Here is a 17,798-nt window from a genome sequence, read left to right as displayed (position 1 = left end):
CATGGACATCCTCGAAACCGCCTTTATGCAGCGGGCGCTCCTCGCGGCCCTCCTGGTCGGCGTCACCGCCCCCGCCATCGGCATCTATCTCGTCCAGCGCCGCCAGGCGCTCATGGGCGACGGCATCGGCCATGTGGCGATGACCGGTGTCGGCCTCGGCTTCCTGCTCTCCACCAGCCCCATCTGGATGGCCACCCTGGTCTCCGTCGCCGGTGCGGTGACCATGGAACTGATCAGGATGTACGGGAAGGCGCGCGGCGACATCGCCCTCGCGATGCTCTTCTACGGCGGCATGGCGGGCGGTGTGCTGCTGGTCAATGTCTCGGACACCGGCTCCACCGGGGACCTCGGCTCCTATCTCTTCGGCTCGCTCTCCACCGTCTCCGACGCCGATCTGCTGGCGATCTCGCTCCTCGCCGCCTTTGTGCTGCTGGTCTCGGTGGGGCTGCGGCGCCAGCTCTTCGCGGTCAGCCAGGACGAGGAGTTCGCCCGGGTCACCGGGCTGCCGGTGCGGGCGCTGAATCTGCTGATCGCGGTCACCGCGGCGGTCACCGTCTCGGTCGCCATGCGGGTGGTGGGGCTGCTGCTGGTCAGCGCCCTGATGGTGGTCCCGGTGGTGGCGGCCCAGCAGCTCACCCGCTCCTTCCGGGCGACCTTCGCCCTGGCGGTCGGGATCGGCGTCACCGTGTCGCTGGCGGGCACCAGCACCTCGTACTACCAGGACGTACCCCCGGGTGCGACGATCGTGCTGATGGCCATCGCGCTCTTCATCGCCCTCACCGTGCTGGCGACCCCGCTGGCCCGCCGCCGGGCCCGGCGCGCGGAGGCCCACGGGGGCGCGGGAAGCGCGGCAGAGTGCCCCGTGGGACTCCCGGGCGCGCGTGGTCCACGGGACGACGTACGGGTGTGACGGGCCGGCCTGGCAGAATTGGCCCCGACAAGGATCGGTGGGGCTAAGCGAGGAGGCACCTGTGGCGTCGGCGCCAAGCGGAGGTAACACCGTCCCTGTGCGAGGCCGGTCGACCCGGCAGCGTGCCGCGGTCGCGGCTGCGCTCGACGAGGTGGACGAGTTCCGCAGCGCACAGGAGCTGCACGACATGCTCAAGCACCAGGGCGCCTCGGTGGGGCTGACCACCGTCTACCGCACCCTCCAGTCGCTCGCCGAGGCGGGCGAGGTCGATGTGCTGCGGACCAGCGACGGCGAGTCGGTCTACCGCCGCTGCTCGACCGACGACCACCACCACCATCTGGTCTGCCGGATCTGCGGCAAGGCCGTCGAGGTGGAGGGCCCCGCGGTGGAGCAGTGGGCGGAGACGATCGCCGCGGCCCATGGCTTTGTGAATGTGGCGCACACCGTCGAGATCTTCGGCACCTGCGCGGAGTGCGCGGCGAAGTCCGCGTCCTGACGCCTTACGACGGGACGACGCCGCAGGTACGTGACACCACAGCGATGTGACACCGCGGGTACGTGACACCACAGGACGACGCCGGGCCCGGGGAGCACCCCCGGGCCCGTGCACGTCGTCACCCGGCCGTGCCGGGCGGGGCGCTACTGCTCGACCTGATTGGGAATGGCCCCGCCGAAGCGCCGGTCCCGCTGGGCGTACTCCAGGCAGGCCCGCCACAGATCACGGCGGTCGAAGTCGGGCCAGAGCACATCCTGGAAGACCATCTCGGCGTAACTGCTCTGCCAGATCAGGTAGTTGGAGGTGCGCTGCTCGCCGCTGGGGCGCAGAAAGAGGTCCACATCCGGCATGTCCGGGTAGTAGAGGTACTTCTGGAAGGTCCGCTCATTGACCTTGGAGGGGTCCAGCCGCCCGGCCGCGACCTCCTGGGCGATCTTCTGCGCGGCGTCGGCGATCTCGGCCCGGCCGCCGTAGTTGACGCAGAAGTAGAGCGTCATGGCGTCATTGTCCTTGGTCATCTCCTGCGCGACCTGGAGTTCCTGGACGACCGACTTCCAGAGCTTCGGCATCCGGCCGACCCAGCGGATCCGGATGCCCATCGCGTTCATCTCGTCCCGGCGGCGGCGGATGACATCGCGGTTGAAGTTCATCAGGAAGCGGACCTCGTCGGGCGAGCGCTTCCAGTTCTCGGTGGAGAAGGCGTACAGGGAGAGGTTCTGGACGCCCATCTCCAGACAGCCCTTGAGCACGTCGAGGACGACGCTCTCGCCCAGCTTGTGGCCCTCGGTACGGGGAAGGCCGCGCTCCTTGGCCCAGCGGCCGTTGCCGTCCATGACGCAGGCCACGTGGTTCGGTACCAGTTCGCCGGGGATCTTCGGCGGCTGCTCGCCGGAGGGGTGCGGGTCGGGGGCCCGGTACTCACGGCGGGACCGGCCGAGCATTCCGCGTCGTGCCATGCGGCTCACATCTCCTAGCTGATTCTTTACTTCTCGACGTACCGGAGCGACCGCAGACCGCGCTCCAGGTGCCAGTGCAGATACGCGGACACCAGCCCGCTGCCCTCTCTGACATGACGCGCCTCGCACGCTTCCGCCGCGGGCCAGTCACCGGTCAGCAGCGCGCTGAGCAGACCGACGGCCTCGGCAGAGGGTACGACGCTACCGGGGACCCGGCAGTCCCCGCATATGACTCCCCCGGCGGCCACCGAGAAGAAGCGGTTGGGCCCGGGAAGCCCGCATTTCGCGCAGTCTTCAAAGCTCGGCGCGTAGCCGTTCACCGCGAGGGAGCGCAGCAGGAAGGCGTCGAGGATCAGACCGGGCGGGTGCTCCCCCCGGGAGAGCGAGCGCAACCCTCCGACCAGCAGGAGGTACTGCTGTACGGCGGGTTCGCCCTCATGGTCGGTGAAGCGCTCGGCGGTCTCCAGCATGACGGTGCCCGCGGTGTAGCGGGCGTAGTCGGTGACGATCCCGCCGCCGTAGGGTGCGATGGTCTCGCTCTGGGTGCAGAGCGGCAGGCCCCGGCCGATCAGTTCGCCGCCCCGGGCGAAGAACTGCACATCGACATGGGAGAAGGGTTCCAGCCGGGCGCCGAACCGGGACTTGGTCCTGCGCACCCCCCGGGCGACGGCGCGGACCCGGCCGTGCCCCCGGGTGAGCAGCGTGATGATGCGGTCGGCCTCGCCCAGCTTCTGGGTGCGCAGGACGACGCCGTCATCACGGAACAGACTCATGGGCCCATTCTCCCGCACCCGCTCCCCGGTACGGAACGCGACGGCCCGGCCGGGGACGGCCGGCCCCGGAGGACGGGGGTTCCGCCGCCTGGAGGAAGGGGGTCCGGAGGACGGGGGTTCCGCAGCTCGGGGGAAGGGGGTCCGGGCCGCCCGGAGGAAGGGGGTCCGGAGGGCTCGCTGTCCAGGGGATTGTTGAGTCGCACATGTCACACCCCCAGCAGGGAACCACCCCCCTGCGGACACGGTCCCCTGGTGCGTACACGCAGTGAGTTCCAGGGGAGGACACAGATGCGCAGAACGCTCGTAGCCGCGGTGACCATGGCGCTGGTGATGGGTACCGCGTCGGCCGCCGGGGCCACGGCCACCGCCGGCCCTGACCGTACGGCCGGGGAGAGCCGGACGAGCGCCGCCGCCGACATCAAGACGCGGCTGCTCGCGATACCCGGGATGAAGGTGATCAGCGAGGAGAAGGTCGGCGCGCACCGCTTCTTCACCCTCACCTACACCCAGCCGGTCGACCACAAGAACCCCAAGAAGGGCACCTTCGAGCAGCAGTTCACGCTGCTGCACAAGGATGTGAAGCGCCCGACGGTCTTCCACACCTCGGGGTACTACCTCTGGCCGGACCCCGAGCGCTCGGAGCCCGCCCGGATCATCGACGGCAACGAGGTCTCGCTGGAGCACCGCTTCTTCGCCCCGTCGGCCCCCGCCAAGGCGGACTGGTCCAAGATGAACATCCGGCAGGCCGCCGACGACCAGCACCGGCTGTTCACCGCGCTGAAGAAGATCTACACCAAGAAGTGGATCTCCACGGGTGCCTCCAAGGGCGGGATGACGGCGACGTACTACGAGCGCTTCCACCCGAAGGACATGGACGGTGTGGTCGCCTATGTCGCCCCCAACGACGTGGACAACAAGGAGGACGTGCGGTACGACGAGTTCTTCCGCACGGTCGGCCCCAAGGCGTGCCGCACCTCTCTCCAGGCGCTGGAGCGCGAGGGTCTGATCCGGCGGGCGCCCATGGTCAAGAAGCTCAAGGCCATGGCCGCGACGGACGGGGTCACCTTCAACACCCTCGGCGGTGTGAACAAGGCGTACGAGAGCGCGATCACCGGCCTGTCCTGGGGCTTCTGGCAGTACAGCGGCCAGGAGGGCTGCTGGGACGTGCCCGCCAAGCCCGCGAAGCTCAGCGACGACGAGCTGTTCAACCTCCTCAATGAGCTGGGCGGCTTCTACGGCGGCGGCGACACCAGCCTGTCGTTCTTCACCCCGTACTACTTCCAGGCCGGCACCGAGCTGGGCTATCCCTCGGTGAAGACGCCCAAGCACCTCAAGGGCCTGGTGAAGTACCCGGAGACGACTCCGCGCGACTATGTCCCGAAGAGCATCCCGATGACCTTCAAGCCCAAGGCGATGGCGGACATCGACACCTGGGTGCAGAAGAACGCGAACCAGATGCTCTTCCTCAACGGCGAGTGGGACCCGTGGGCCGCCGAGCCCTTCCGCCTGGGCAAGGGGGCGAAGGACAGCTATGTGCTGACCGTGCCCAAGGCCAGCCACCTGGCCGAGATCGGGGAGCTGCCCGCGAAGCAGAAGGCGCTGGCCACCTCGCGCATCCTGAAGTGGGCCGGGGTCGCGCCCAAGGCCGTCCAGCAGGACCCGTCGAAGGCGAAGCCGCTGGCGCGCTTCGACGTCCGGCTGGACCAGAAGGACACGGAGCGGCAGCGGATGCTGCGGATGCTCCCGCGCTGATCACCGCCCCTCACCCGGTGATCATCCGATCGCCGTGATCGCGGTGCTGACGGGAGGCGGGCCGCTGCGGCCCGCCTCCCCGCCACCGGGCGGAGTCGCCCGGGAGGATCAGGGGGAGGCGGTACGGGCGGACGACAGCAGCCGCTCGATGTCCTCCGGGCGGAGCTGGAGCGCCGCGCCCACCGTGGCGAGCACCTCCCGCTCGGCCGGGCTGTACGGGCCGTCGGCGAGGGCGATCCGCGCCCCCTGGAGCAGGATCGACTCCCGGCCCGCCGGGGCCAGATGCGGGGAGAGCGGCTCCAGCGCCTCGTGCAGCTCGATGGCGAGGGCCGCCCCATAGGGGCCGACATCGGCGACGAAGCGCCCGGTGTCCGCCGCCAGCGCCTCGATCAGCCCGGTGAGCTGGTCCTCGGTGCAGTCATGGAGTCCGGCCGCGCGGACCGTGGCCACCGCGGTCTCCCGCACCGGCCGTGACGAGGTGCCGCCGGAGGCCAGCACCGCCAGGGCGACCGTATGGACCGCGTCGCGGAGCATCGCCGAGAAACGCGAGGTGGTGGGGTGGTCCAGGATGTCCATGCCGAAATGGCCCTGACAGGCGGCGCATTCGACCACCGGGCCCGTCGCGCCGCGCGGCATCAGGGGAACTCCCAGCAGGGTGAACCGGCGACGGCCGGTCCGCCGACGGTAGTTGCGGTCCCCGCCGCAGTCGGGACAGAAGAACTCGCCGTCCCCCACCGTGTTCCATGACGTATGAATGCCGCAGACCATTAGCTTTCGGCCAAACATACCTCGGTCTGCGCGCACCGCGACCTCCGTGACGCTCCAGCAACCAACCCCGCGTTGACGTGATGTTAGCCACATGCTCAGCATGGCGTCAGCACCACGGCGGTGGCAGGCCCGCACATGGCTGATTCCTCGCCCCTGTCGGGGCCCCCGGGAACCGGGCCGCCCCCGGGGCCATCTCTTGCGAGAGGCCCCGGGGGCGGTCGGACGGCGGTCGGCCGGTGATGGGTGAGAGGGGCTACCCGAATCAGCGACTGGCGCGGTTGACGGCGGAGACAACCGCCTTCAGCGAGGCCCGCGTGGTGTTGGAGTCGATGCCGATGCCCCAGAGCACCGCGCCGTCGATGGCGCACTCGATGTACGAGGCGGCCTGGGCGGAGGCCCCTTCGCTCATGGTGTGCTCGGTGTAGTCCAGCAGCCGGGCGTCCACCCCTACGGAGTTCAGCGCGTCGAAGAAGGCGGAGATCGGCCCATTCCCGCTACCGGTCAGTACGGTCTCGGCGCCGTCGACGGCGGCCTCGACGGTCAGGGTGTCGATCCCGTCGGTGTCGGAGGTGGTCTGGCCGGAGCGGAGCTGGATGCGGCCCCAGGGGTTGGCCGGGTTGGGCAGGTACTCGTCCCGGAAGACGGCCCAGATCGCCGCCGGGGTCACCTCCCCGCCCTCACTGTCGGTCTTCGCCTGGATGATCCGCGAGAACTCGATCTGCATCCGCCGCGGCAGATCCAGCTTGTGGTCGTTCTTCAGGACATACGCGATACCGCCCTTGCCCGACTGCGAGTTCACCCGGATCACCGCCTCGTACGAGCGGCCCACATCCTTCGGGTCGATCGGCAGATAGGGCACGTTCCACTCGATGTCGTCCACCGTCACACCAGCGGCCGCCGCATCCGCCTCCAGCGCGTCGAACCCCTTCTTGATCGCATCCTGGTGCGACCCCGAGAACGAGGTGTAGACGAGGTCTCCCGCGTACGGGTGGCGCGGGTGCACCGGCATCTGATTGCAGTACTCGCTCGTGCGGCGGATCTCGTCGATCTGCGAGAAGTCGATCTCCGGGTCCACCCCCTGCGAGAACAGGTTCATCCCCAGCGTCACCAGGTCCACGTTCCCGGTCCGCTCGCCCTGCCCGAAGAGGCAGCCCTCGATCCGGTCCGCGCCCGCCATCAGCGCCAGCTCCGCCGCCGCCACCGCCGTACCCCGGTCATTGTGCGGATGGACGGAGAGGCACACGAACTCCCGGCGGGACAGATTCCGCGACATCCACTCGAACCGGTCCGCATGCGTCGACGGCGTCGAGCGCTCCACCGTCGCCGGCAGATTCAGGATGATCTCCCGGCCGGCCTCCGGCTGCCAGACGTCCATGACCGCCTCGCAGACCTCCAGCGCGAAGTCCAGCTCCGTGTCGGTGAAGATCTCCGGGCTGTACTGGTAGCCGAACACCGTCTCGGGGCCGAGCAGCTTCTCCGCGTACTCCATCACCAGCCGGGTGCCGTCCACCGCGATCTGCCGCACCTGCTCCTTCGATCCCCGGAACACGACCCGGCGGAAGGTCGGGGCGGTCGCGTTGTAGAGGTGGACGGTCGCGCGGTGGGCCCCCCGCAGGGACTCCACCGTCCGCTCGATCAGCTCCTCCCGCGCCTGCGTCAGCACCGAGATCGTCACATCGTCCGGCACCAGCCCGTCCTCGATGATCGAGCGGACGAACGCGAAGTCCGTCTCCCCCGACGACGGGAAACCGACCTCGATCTCCTTGTAACCCATCCGCACCAGCAGCTCGAACATCTCCCGCTTCCGCGCGGGCGACATCGGATCGATCAGCGCCTGGTTACCGTCCCGCAGATCCGTCGACAGCCACCGCGGCGCCTTCGTGATCCGCGCCCCGGGCCATTGCCGATCCGGCAGCTCCACCGCCTCGAACGGACGGTACTTATGCGTCGGCATGCCTGACGGCTTCTGGGTGTGCGTCGCGGTGGTGATGGGGGTCGCGCGGCCGATGGAGTACTCGGACTCGGACATGAAGGGGGGCTCCTCGGGATTCCGGCTGGGATCTGGCGGCGCTCCATGACCCTCCCGGCGCCACGGACGGGGCGGGCAGGGGTTCATGGTCGAGGCCGACGGAGTCGAGCAGCACGGGATCCCGCGGGGAGGGGGTCGGCCTACGACAACAGGCCCTCGCCGCGGCAGCTAAGAAGAAGCAGCCCGAAGTGCATGATGGGCCGAAGCCTAACCGAGGATCGCGGCCCCCGCGCCCCGCGTTTCACTATGCGGGACACCTCATGGTTACCCGGCACCCCGGAGCGGGACCCTCCGTACACGACCGTCAACCTCCGGTACCCAAGTCACTCCATTTCAGTAATCACCGTGACTTCTCGCGACAAGGCGCGCACGCGGTGCCACATTGCCGGACATGGCCAACTTCCACCCCACGTTCTGCACGATCATTCCGCCCCATGTGCTCGACAAGGTCGCGACCTCCGACGATCCGGACCTCGCACCCATGGCACGCCGGACCCTGGAGACGGACGCCAAACAGCGCACCCGTCGTGACCTGAACATCCGGATCGGTGTCCCGGACGAGGTCGCCGCCATCCGGGGCGCCGGTGCCACCGAGCACCCGAACCGCACCATCCACGACTGCGAGAACAACACCCGGCTGCCGGGTGACAAGGTCCGCGGCGAGGGCGAGGACCCCGGCCAGGACGCCACCGTCAACCGTGTCTACGCGGGCCTGGGCGCCACCTTCGAGCTGCTGCTCTCCTCGTACGGCCGCAGCTCCCTCGACGGTGAGGGCCTTCCGCTCGTCGCCAGCGTCCACTACGGCCGGAACTACACCAACGCCTTCTGGAACGGCCAGCAGATGGTGTTCGGCGACGGCGACGGGGAGATCTTCGTCGACTTCTCCAACTCGGTCGATGTGATCGCGCACGAGCTGGCGCACGGTCTCACCCAGTACACCGCCAACCTCACCTACTTCGGGCAGCCGGGCGCGCTCAACGAGTCGGTGTCGGATGTCATCGGATCGCTGGTCAAGCAGTACGTCCTCGGTCAGACCGCCGAGCAGGCGGACTGGCTGCTCGGCGCGGAGATCCTGGGCCCCCGGGTCAACGGGGTCGCGCTGCGCAGCCTGAAGGCGCCCGGCACCGCGTACGACGACGAGATCCTGGGGAAGGACCCGCAGCCCGCCACCATGGACAAGTACGTCCGTACCGGCCGGGACAACGGCGGTGTGCACATCAACTCCGGCATCCCCAACCACGCCTTCTATCTGCTCGCCACCGAGCTGGGCGGGAAGTCCTGGGAGCGGGCCGGCCAGATCTGGTACGACACGCTCACCTCGGGGGAGCTGTACGAGGACGCGAGCTTCCGTGACTTCGCCGGGCTCACCCTGCGGAAGGCGGAGGAACGATACGGTGACGGCACGGAGCTCCAGGCCCTCCAGAAGGCGTGGCAGACCGTGAAGGTACCGACCGGCTGACGGCCCTGCCGCAGCCTGCGGCGGACCCCGAGACGGAACGCTGCGGCGGGTCGGTCCTCACCGGCCCGCCGTACCGCCACCACTCGCCTTGCAGAGCCCAGTCGAACCCTGTCGGGAGCCGAGCCGTAACCATGCGTATCCAGGTCACACGAACGGGCGGCTTCGCCGGGATCGAGCTGCACCGCGAGATCGACACCGACGAGACCGGCACCGGCACCGGCACGGCGGAGGACACCACGGAGTGGCGGGCGCTCGCCGAGCGGGCGGTCGCCGAGGCGTATCCGTCCCCCCGGCGGGGCGTCCCGGACGGCTTCGGCTACGAGATCACCGTGGACGGACACACCGTCCACTGCGCCGAGCCGGACCTCACCGACGCCCAGCGGGAGCTGATCTCCCGCGTGCTGCGCACCGGAGCCTAGGCGGCACCGAGCGGTGCGCCCGCGGTGCCCTCGGGGCCGCGCGGGCGTACCGGGACCGCCGGAGCCGCCAGGATCGCCGAGGTCGCCGGGGCCGCCGGGGCCGTCGGGATCAGAAGCCCAGTCGGCGGAGCTGCTTGGGGTCGCGCTGCCAGTCCTTGGCGACCTTCACATGGAGGTCGAGGAAGACCGGCGTACCGAGCAGCGCCTCGATCTGCTTGCGGGACTTCACCCCGACATCCTTGAGCCGCTTGCCCTTGGGGCCGATGATGATCCCCTTCTGGCTGGGGCGCTCGATGTACACATTGGCGTGGATGTCCAGCAGCGGCCGGTCGGCGGGGCGGTCCTCGCGCGGCAGCATCTCCTCCACCACGACGGCGATGGAGTGCGGCAGCTCGTCACGGACCCCCTCCAGGGCCGCCTCCCGGATCAGCTCCGCCACCATGACCTGCTCGGGCTCATCGGTGAGATCGCCCTCCGGGTAGAGCGCGGGGCCCTCCGGGAGCAGCGGGACCAGCAGCTCGGCGACGAGCTGGACCTGCTGGTCGCCGACGACGGAGACCGGGATGATCTCGGCCCACTCGAATCCCAGCTCCTCGCCGAGGCGGTGGACGGCGAGCAGCTGCTCGGCGAGGGTCTTGGAGTCGACCAGGTCGGTCTTGGTGACGATGGCGACCTTGGGGGTCTTCTTGATCCCCGCCAGCTCCTTGGCGATGAAGCGGTCGCCGGGGCCCAGCTTCTGGTCGGCGGGGAGGCAGAAGCCGATGACGTCGACCTCGGACCAGGTGGTGCGGACCACGTCGTTCAGCCGCTCGCCGAGGAGGGTGCGCGGCTTGTGGAGCCCGGGGGTGTCCACCAGGATCAGCTGCGCCTCGGGGCGGTGGACGATCCCGCGCACGGTGTGGCGGGTGGTCTGCGGACGGTTGGAGGTGATCGCCACCTTCTGTCCGACGAGAGCGTTCGTGAGGGTGGACTTGCCCGCGTTGGGGCGGCCTACGAAGCAGGCGAAGCCCGCCCGGTGGGGGGCGGGCTCGGAGGACTGGGTACGAACACTCATGCCGCCCATTGTCCCTGATGCGGGACGGCCCGCTGGCCACGAGGGGCGCCGGGTGCCCCGGAGGGTACGCCGTGCCTGGTCATACGGGTGACGGGGTGGATTCGGCGAGGGGTCCGCCGGTGGTTCCGGGCGGTTTCGGCCCCCGTTTTCCGGTCCCGGCGGCCCGGCGGGCGCGGTGGCGGCGGAGCCGGTGGAGGGCGAGCGCGGCCAGCACGGCGGCGATCACCGCGAGGAGTGTCCAGGGGGCGGCGAGGAAGGAGACATCGGCCGAGGCCCGTACCCCGGGGGCGGTGGCGGTGACCCGTACGGTGCCCCGGTCGAACCGGGGGGCGCCCTGCCAGCGCTCGGTCAGCCGGACCCGCTGGCGGGGCAGCAGCTCGGCGGGGACCCGGGAGGCCCGCCGGTCCAGCAGCTCCCGTCCGAGGATCCCCTCGGCCCGGATCCCGACCCGGGGGCTCAGGGTCACATTGCCCCGGTTGTGCAGGGTGTACGTGATCACGGCGGTGCTCTCGCCGGTGCCGGGCACCAGGGGGCGGTGCTGTTCGACGCGGAGGTCCTCGACGGTGAGCGCGGGCACGGCCGGTCCGTTGACCCGGAGATAGACCCGGGCGCCGACGGCCTGGCGCACCCCCATGCCGACCGCTCCCCCGGTGGTGGCCACCTGTTCGTCGAGGGCGACCAGAGCACCCGGGTGGTCGCCCGGCGGGGCGCTGTCGGGGACGGTGAGGGTGTACGGGACGGTGACGGAGCCCCGGGCGGGTACGGTGATCCGCTCCCGCTGCGGCCGGGCCCAGGCGCCCACCCCGCGCCGGGGCTCCTCCGGGGAGCGCACGGCGAACCCTCCGTCGCGGACGGTGTTGTGGGCGTCGGCCGCGTACAGCCGGAAGGTGCGGGGGCGGCCGGTCCTGTTGGTGACGGTGACCCGGTCCCGCAGGGTCTGCCCGGGGTCGGCGGAGAGATAGAAGTACGGGCGTGCGGGCGCCCCGGAGGAGGCCGTCGCGGCGGACGCCTTCCCGGGGGCGGCGGGGAAGACCGACCAGTGGCCGTTGTCCGCCGCGTGGGCCCCGGACGCCCCGGGGAGCGCGAGCACCGCGGCAAGCACCGCCGTGAACACGCCGGCGAGGGCGGTCAGCGGGGTGTACGGGGGGCGGCGCGGTACGGGCATGGGGCCGGGCTCCCTCGGATCGGGGCGGGCCGGCCGGGTCCCGTACCGGCCCGCGTACGGCTGCGGTCAGGTGAGGGTCAGGGTCAGCACTCCGGTGTAGGCCCCGGGCGGGGTGAAGGCCGGGACCTTCAGCGAGAGCCCCGCGTCCACGGTGAACTCCCCTCCGGTGAGGGCGGCGTCGGGGGTGGCGGCCAGGGTGGCTCCGCCGGTGCCCACCGGGCCTTCGGAGCCGGCGGCACAGGTGCTGGGGCTGCCGGGGGCTGTGGCACAGGAGGGGCTCCAGTGGAGCTTCTCGGCGTCGATGGTGCTGCCGCCGGGCCCGGCGAAGTCGCTGACCTTGCCGGTGAGGGACCAGCCCGCGGGTCCGCCCCGGAAGTCCCGGACGGTGACCGTGCGCAGCGCGCCGTCGGCGCCGCCGCCGGTGCCGAAGTCGACCTTGGAGAGCTGGACGGTGTCGCCCTCCTGGGACATGGCGAGGGTGCCGTTGGCGACCAGGGCGTTGATCCGCTGGCTCTGGCGGGGCAGCGGGGTGTCGTCCTCGACGGTGTACGCCGCCGGGCCCGCGCCCTTGTCGTCGGACCAGGAGGCGCCCTCGTACGCCACGATCCCGGTGGTGGCCTTGTCGTTGACCTTGAGGCGGGCGGTGAAGGCGCCGTCCGTGTCGGTGGTCAGGGTCATCCGGTCGGCGGTCTGGGCGGCGCCGGCGCGTCCGGCGACGGTGACCTCGGTGAGCGGGGTGAAGCGGCTGCCGGTGACGGTGACCCGGGCGCCGGGTTTCCCGGAGGCCGCGCCCAGCTCGATGGCGCGCTCCCGGGGTGCCGGGTCGCCCTCGGCGGTGATGGTCAGGGAGACCGGGGCGGGCGGGGAGGAGACCGTACAGGGGGTGTCCAGCTCCATGATGTAACTGGTGTGGATGTTGTAGTCGCCCGGGGAGAGGGTGATCTCGCCCGGGGCGGTGACCTTGAAGGTGCCGGTCATGGAGAACGGCGGGAAGGCCCCCTTGGCGGGGACGGGCGGGTTCTTCTTCGGGCCGGTGACGGTGATCCGGCCGGTCTGGGCGCCGCCGAGGACCGTGGTGCCGGAGGGGGTCATGATGTCGGCGGGCAGGGCGAGGTCGACGGGGTTGCTCGCGGCGGGCTTGGTCACCCGGTAGGTGACGGTGACGGTGTCGCCGACCCGGGGGGTGGTGTCATTCACCGAGATCTCGGCGGTGGTGGTGCCGTTGATGGGCGGCAGCCCGGCGACCGGGGGCGGTACGCACCGGGTCGCGAAGTTCACCGGTGTGGGTGCGGCGGTCAGCGCGGTGGCGGGCGCGGTGAGGGCCGCCGCCCCGGTGGCGAGGACGAGCGCCCCGACCCCCACGGGCCGGCGCCACCGGGCCGGGCCTGCGTCTCTTCGGGTGGTGGGCGGTCTTCCGGCTGAGGCCATGGGGTGCCCCCTTCCATGGTGTGCAGGGGGCCATTGAGGGGTGGGGCCGTGGAGAAGTCAAGGGCGTCACGGGCCATTGACTGACGGATCGTCAGTTTTGGCGGTACGGGTCGCCGCCCCGGGGCCCCGCGCCGGATCCGGTGCCACCCGGCACGGTGGCACCGGAGGCGCCCGGTCAGCTGTAGACGAACGGGCCGGGCGACTGCGAGGAGACGGCGTCGCACTCCACGACGACCCCGAAGATGTTCATGCTGAGCGCCGGTCCCGCGAAGTACGAGTTGAGGCTCATCCCGGGGGCGACCGTGCCGGTCAGCGGGCCGATCTTCACCGAGCCGCCGGCCGGGAGCGCCGGGTTCTTCCGGCCGGTGAATCTGACCGTGCCGCCGCCCGCCTTCGCCAGGGTGAGCGTCGCGTTGATGGTGTCCCGGGCGACGGGGAGCGGGGTGGTCACCGCGGAGGTGAGGGTGATCGTGGCCGAGGTGCCGCTCTGGGTGGCGGCGAGCACGGCCGTACCGCCGCCCCAGGAGCCGCAGTCGTACCCGGCCTGGGCGGAGCCGGGGGTCACCGCGGCGGCGGCGGGGGCGAAGGCGAGGGCACCGGCGGCGAGGGCGCCCGCCGTGAGGGCCGTGGCGAGGAAGGTTCTGCTGCGCATGGGGTTCCCCTCCCGTTCAGGGATGCGTTCAGGGGTGCGTTCAGGGCGGGGTCCGGCGGCTGCCCCGGGCGGCCCCGGGCGGCCCCGGACGGTCCGGGGAGGGCGCGGGGGACAGCCCGATGGCGGGCACGGTGCGGGTGGCCGCGGCACAGGGCGCGCTGGACCATGGGTGAACTCCGCGGGCGGGGTGCGCACGCCGCACGGGGACGAGGAACGGCCGGCGGAGGTACGGGACAGCGGCCCGGTCCCGGCCCGGCCGTCGGATGGGGGCTGACGGACCGTCGGTTGAACTGCTGTTCATTGAGACGCACCGGGGCGGCGATTGCAAGACGGACGGCCGTTGATTCTTCCCGGCAGAACGGCGCGGCGGGACGGCACGGGAAGGGGCGTACGGGATGCCCGTCGGCCCGGCGGAGCGGAGCGCGGGAGCACGGCGCGGTACGGAGGACCGGGGTACGGAGGACCGGCGGGGGTACGAGGGGCGCCCCCGCCGGGCGCCGTCAGCGGGTGCCGCCCCGGGCCGTCAGGGGGTGGTGACGGTGGCGCGCAGGGTGGCGTCGGGAGCGGCGAGCAGGACCGGCGTACCCGCGCCGCCCAGATCGGCGACGGCCGCGCGGTCCGCATCGGTCACCGACTCCGCCTCCGTGACCAGCGCCGCGGCCTCCAGCGAGGTCGCCCCGCTCGCGAACGCCATCGCGACCGCCGTCCGCAGCGCGCTCAGCTCCAGCGACGGCAGGGTGACCGTACCCGCGACATAGGTCCGGCCCGTCTCGTCGCGGACCGCCGCCCCCTCGGGCACACCGTTGCGCGCCCGGGCGCTGCGCGCCAGCGTGATGATCTTGCGGTCCTCGGGGCCCAGCTCTCCGCTGTCCGTGCTCTGCGTCATGGCCCGAGCATAGTTCGAACGGGCGGCCGGACGATCAGCCCCGGGCGCCCTTCACGAACTTGTCGCCGGCCCGCTTCGCCAGGCCGGCGAAGTTCTTCCGGTCCGCCGCGCCACCGGGCACATGGGTGAGCCGGGTCATCACGGATCCCTCGACGGCGACCAGCACCTGGATGTCGAAGGACATCTGGAGCTGCTCGATCTCGGTGGTGAGATTGAGGGTGTGGGAGTGCTCCCCCACCGTCGGGCCGTCGATGCCCTTGACTCCTATGGTCATCTTCTCGCCGCCCACGGAGGCGCCGAACTCGGCGCACTTCGCCACGGCGGGGCCGATCCTCCGGACGAAGTCCGCCGCCTTGCCGTCGTCCGGGAAGGTGAACACCTGCTGCGAGAGCTGGGCGGTACCGCCGGGGCCCTCGAAGTCGGCGGAACCACCCGGGGTGGCACCCTCGATCCGCTCGTCCAGGAAGGCGGCGATCGGCGCGCACTCCGGCCGGTCCGCCTCGGTCGCCGGGGAGCCGGTGGGGCCCGGCTGGCCCTTGGTGTACCCAGAGGGCAGATCCTTCTCGGTGAGCAGCAGCGCCCGGACCTTCCCGGCGCCCTTGCCGCCGTCACCGGAGCCGTCACCCGAGTCGTCGCCGGAGTCGTCGCCGGAGCCGCAGCCGGCGGCCGTCAGCAGCAGGGCGGAGACGGTGAGGACGGCTGCGGCGCCGTGCCGCGTGCGGTGTCGCATGGAGTGGACTCCCAGGAGGTTCTGGCACCGGGGAGCTTCCCCCCCTCCCCGCCGGACGCTCCGACCCTAGCGGTTTGTCCCGTACGCCCCCGGAGGCGGCCCTGCCCCCGGGAGCGGGACGGCCTCCGGGGCCGCCACCGGGAGCCGCGGTCAGGGGCGGTCGAGCCGCAGCCGGACCGCCCGGGGCAGCCCGGCGACCACCAGGTCGTAGGAGTCCTCGATCAGCTCCCTGACCATGCGGTCCGGCAGCCCGGCCACGGTGACCGTGTTCCAGTGGCGCTTGTTCATGTGCCAGCCGGGGACGATCGCCGGGTGCTCGGCGCGCAGCCGGAGCGCGATCTCCGGCTCGCACTTCAGATTCACCGTGAGGGGGTCCGCGTCGAGCGCGCTCAACGCGAACATCTTCCCGGCGACCTTGAAGACGGAGATCTCCGGGCTGAACGGGAACTCCTCCACCGCGTCGTTGAACCCCAGGCAGAAGGCCCGGAGCCGGTCCGCCCTCACCCGGTCCGCTCCTCCGCCGCCCGTGCGCCGTCGACCGGCTCGGCGAGCACGGTGACGATCTTGTTGCGGCGGCCCGCCGGGGACTCCGCGGTCAGCCGCAGCGCCCTTCCGTCCGGGAGGTCGACCACGGCGCTGGCCCCGGCGATCGGCACCCGGCCGAGCGCCTTGGCGAGCAGCCCGCCCACGGTCTCCACATCCTCGTCGTCCAGCGCGCCCAGGCCGTACAGCTCCCCGAGGTCGCCGATGTCGAGCCGGGCGGTGACCCGGTAGCGGTCCTCACCCAGCTCCTCGACCGGGGGCAGCTCACGGTCGTACTCGTCGGTGATCTCGCCGACGATCTCCTCCAGGATGTCCTCGATGGTGACGATCCCGGCGGTGCCGCCGTACTCGTCGATGACGACGGCGACATGGTTCCGCTTCTGCTGCATGTCGCGGAGCAGGTCCCCGGCGTTCTTGGTGTCGGGGACGAAGACCGCCGGGCGCATCGCGGTGGAGACGAGGTCGGTCTCGGCCTCCCGGTTGACATGGGTCTTGCGGACCAGGTCCTTGAGATAGACCACGCCCACCACATCGTCCTCGTTCTCCCCGGTGACGGGGATCCGGGAGAAACCGGAGCGCAGTGCCAGGGTGAGCGCCTGACGGACGGTCTTGTACCGCTCGATGCAGATCAGATCGGTCCGCGGCACCATCACCTCACGGACCAGGGTGTCGCCCAGCTCGAAGACGGAGTGCACCATGCGGCGCTCGTCGTCCTCGATCAGGGACTCCTGCTCGGCGAGGTCCACCAGGGACCGCAGCTCCGCCTCGCTGGCGAAGGGGCCCTTGCGGAAGCCCTTGCCGGGGGTGAGCGCGTTGCCGATGAGGATCAGCAGCTGCGGGACGGGGCCCATGATCCGCGCCAGCGGCAGCAGCACATAGGCGGCGGCCGTGGCGGTGTTCAGCGGGTGCTGGATACCGATGGTGCGCGGGGAGACCCCGACGGCGACATAGGAGACCAGGACCATCACCGCGATGGCGACGGTCAGCGCCTCCCAGGTCTCCGGGAACTCCTGGAGGCAGACATAGGTGACCAGGACGCCCGCCGCCATCTCGCAGGCCACCCGGACCAGCAGGGCGACATTGAGATAGCGGGTGGGGTCGGCGGCGACCTGCGCCAGCCGGGCGGCGCCGCGCCGGCCGGAGCGCTGGGCCTCGGCCGCGCGGAAGCTGGAGACCCGGGCGATGCCCGCCTCGGCGCACGCCGCCAGCCAGGCGACGACGACCAGGGCGACCGCGCCCAGGACAAGGGGCACGCTCATGAGACGGTCGGGGCCGGGGAGGGACCGGTCAGCCCCTGTTCGGCACGCCAGCCGTCCACGATGGCGGCCTGGAGCCCGAACATCTCGGCCTTCTCGTCGGGCTCCTCGTGGTCGTACCCCAGCAGATGGAGCACCCCATGGACGGTGAGCAGCTGGAGCTCCTCGTCCATGGAGTGCTCGGTGGGCGCCTCGGCGCCCTGCCGGGTGGCGACCTCCGGGCACAGCACGATGTCACCGAGGAGGCCCTGCGGGGGCTCCTCGTCGTCCTTGGCCGGCGGACGCAGCTCGTCCATCGGGAAGGACATCACATCGGTGGGCCCCGGAAGGTCCATCCACTGGATGTGGAGCTGCTCCATGGCCTCGGCGTCCACGACGATCACCGAGAGTTCGGAGAGCGGGTGGATGCGCATCCGGGCGAGGGCGTACCGGGCGATGTCGAGGATCGCCCGTTCGTCGACTTCGGTTCCGGACTCGTTGTTGACGTCGATCGACATGGTGTGCTGTTCCGCTGCTTCCCGT

General features: G+C 71.3%; 18 protein-coding genes. 5 read left to right on the top strand and 13 right to left on the bottom strand.

Annotation, left to right across the window (positions count from 1 at the left end; genetic code table 11):
* Nucleotide 1: 1 nt before the first annotated feature.
* A complete protein-coding gene (locus ABT354_RS04685) occupies nt 2–910 on the top strand; it encodes a metal ABC transporter permease (protein ID WP_351488956.1) in 909 nt (302 codons plus the stop codon).
* Between the two features lie 61 nt (nt 911–971).
* Nucleotides 972–1,406 (top strand): Fur family transcriptional regulator, encoded by a 435-nt coding sequence (locus tag ABT354_RS04680; RefSeq protein WP_351488953.1) that lies wholly within the window; start codon nt 972–974, stop codon nt 1,404–1,406.
* 143 nt (nt 1,407–1,549) lie between these two features.
* Here ABT354_RS04680 and ABT354_RS04675 read toward each other — a convergent pair whose 3' ends face one another.
* Both ABT354_RS04675 and recO read right to left on the bottom strand, forming a co-directional pair.
* Nucleotides 1,550–2,362: an isoprenyl transferase gene (locus ABT354_RS04675; protein WP_351488950.1), complete on the bottom strand. Its 813-nt coding sequence runs from the start codon at nt 2,360–2,362 to the stop codon at nt 1,550–1,552.
* 26 nt (nt 2,363–2,388) lie between these two features.
* Nucleotides 2,389–3,135: a DNA repair protein RecO gene (gene recO, locus ABT354_RS04670; RefSeq protein WP_351488947.1), complete on the bottom strand. Its 747-nt coding sequence runs from the start codon at nt 3,133–3,135 to the stop codon at nt 2,389–2,391.
* Between the two features lie 288 nt (nt 3,136–3,423).
* On the opposite strand from recO, the gene ABT354_RS04665 reads away from it, so the two are divergent.
* Nucleotides 3,424–4,887 carry a S28 family serine protease gene (locus ABT354_RS04665; protein ID WP_351488944.1) on the top strand — a complete coding sequence of 488 codons (1,464 nt, stop codon included), beginning with the start codon at nt 3,424–3,426 and terminating at the stop codon, nt 4,885–4,887.
* 108 nt (nt 4,888–4,995) lie between these two features.
* Here ABT354_RS04665 and ABT354_RS04660 read toward each other — a convergent pair whose 3' ends face one another.
* Nucleotides 4,996–5,673, bottom strand: a complete 678-nt coding sequence (locus tag ABT354_RS04660) for a TerB family tellurite resistance protein (RefSeq protein ID WP_351489197.1) — start codon at nt 5,671–5,673, stop codon at nt 4,996–4,998.
* A 244-nt stretch (nt 5,674–5,917) separates the two neighbouring features.
* The gene (leuA, locus tag ABT354_RS04655) at nt 5,918–7,684 is read right to left on the bottom strand and encodes a 2-isopropylmalate synthase (RefSeq protein ID WP_351488941.1); all 1,767 of its coding nucleotides are present in this window, start codon (nt 7,682–7,684) and stop codon (nt 5,918–5,920) included.
* Between the two features lie 391 nt (nt 7,685–8,075).
* Here leuA and ABT354_RS04650 point away from each other — a divergent pair, with 391 nt between their 5' ends.
* On the top strand, nt 8,076–9,143 hold the full coding sequence (locus tag ABT354_RS04650) for a M4 family metallopeptidase (protein ID WP_351488938.1): 1,068 nt from the start codon (nt 8,076–8,078) through the stop codon (nt 9,141–9,143).
* Nucleotides 9,144–9,274: 131 nt separating this feature from the next.
* Nucleotides 9,275–9,562 (top strand): protealysin inhibitor emfourin, encoded by a 288-nt coding sequence (locus ABT354_RS04645; protein WP_351488935.1) that lies wholly within the window; start codon nt 9,275–9,277, stop codon nt 9,560–9,562.
* A gap of 109 nt (nt 9,563–9,671) precedes the next feature.
* Here ABT354_RS04645 and era read toward each other — a convergent pair whose 3' ends face one another.
* The 9 genes from era to ybeY form a co-directional block, all read right to left on the bottom strand.
* Nucleotides 9,672–10,625: a GTPase Era gene (gene era / locus ABT354_RS04640; protein ID WP_351488933.1), complete on the bottom strand. Its 954-nt coding sequence runs from the start codon at nt 10,623–10,625 to the stop codon at nt 9,672–9,674.
* Nucleotides 10,626–10,695: 70 nt separating this feature from the next.
* Nucleotides 10,696–11,781 carry a COG1470 family protein gene (locus ABT354_RS04635; RefSeq protein WP_351488930.1) on the bottom strand — a complete coding sequence of 362 codons (1,086 nt, stop codon included), beginning with the start codon at nt 11,779–11,781 and terminating at the stop codon, nt 10,696–10,698.
* Nucleotides 11,782–11,847: 66 nt separating this feature from the next.
* Entirely contained in the window at nt 11,848–13,209 is a 1,362-nt protein-coding gene (locus ABT354_RS04630; protein WP_351488927.1) for a WxL domain-containing protein, read from the bottom strand.
* A gap of 175 nt (nt 13,210–13,384) precedes the next feature.
* Entirely contained in the window at nt 13,385–13,861 is a 477-nt protein-coding gene (locus ABT354_RS04625) for a hypothetical protein (RefSeq protein WP_351488924.1), read from the bottom strand.
* Nucleotides 13,862–14,384: 523 nt separating this feature from the next.
* Complete coding sequence (locus ABT354_RS04620; protein ID WP_351488921.1) at nt 14,385–14,747, bottom strand: cytidine deaminase-like protein; 363 nt, start codon at nt 14,745–14,747, stop codon at nt 14,385–14,387.
* 34 nt (nt 14,748–14,781) lie between these two features.
* Nucleotides 14,782–15,477 carry a hypothetical protein gene (locus tag ABT354_RS04615; RefSeq protein WP_351488918.1) on the bottom strand — a complete coding sequence of 232 codons (696 nt, stop codon included), beginning with the start codon at nt 15,475–15,477 and terminating at the stop codon, nt 14,782–14,784.
* A gap of 150 nt (nt 15,478–15,627) precedes the next feature.
* Nucleotides 15,628–15,981: an MmcQ/YjbR family DNA-binding protein gene (locus tag ABT354_RS04610; RefSeq protein WP_351488916.1), complete on the bottom strand. Its 354-nt coding sequence runs from the start codon at nt 15,979–15,981 to the stop codon at nt 15,628–15,630.
* The gene (locus ABT354_RS04605) at nt 15,978–17,279 is read right to left on the bottom strand and encodes a hemolysin family protein (RefSeq protein WP_351488914.1); all 1,302 of its coding nucleotides are present in this window, start codon (nt 17,277–17,279) and stop codon (nt 15,978–15,980) included. Before ABT354_RS04605 ends, ABT354_RS04610 begins: the two co-directional genes overlap by 4 nt.
* Nucleotides 17,276–17,773: an rRNA maturation RNase YbeY gene (gene ybeY / locus ABT354_RS04600; protein WP_351488912.1), complete on the bottom strand. Its 498-nt coding sequence runs from the start codon at nt 17,771–17,773 to the stop codon at nt 17,276–17,278. The genes ABT354_RS04605 and ybeY overlap by 4 nt, the downstream gene beginning before the upstream one ends.
* Nucleotides 17,774–17,798 lie beyond the last annotated feature (25 nt).

It is taken from the genome of Streptomyces sp. NPDC000594, assembly GCF_040299965.1.
GTDB lineage: Bacteria > Actinomycetota > Actinomycetes > Streptomycetales > Streptomycetaceae > Streptomyces.
This window is presented reverse-complemented; position numbering and strand designations above follow the sequence as displayed.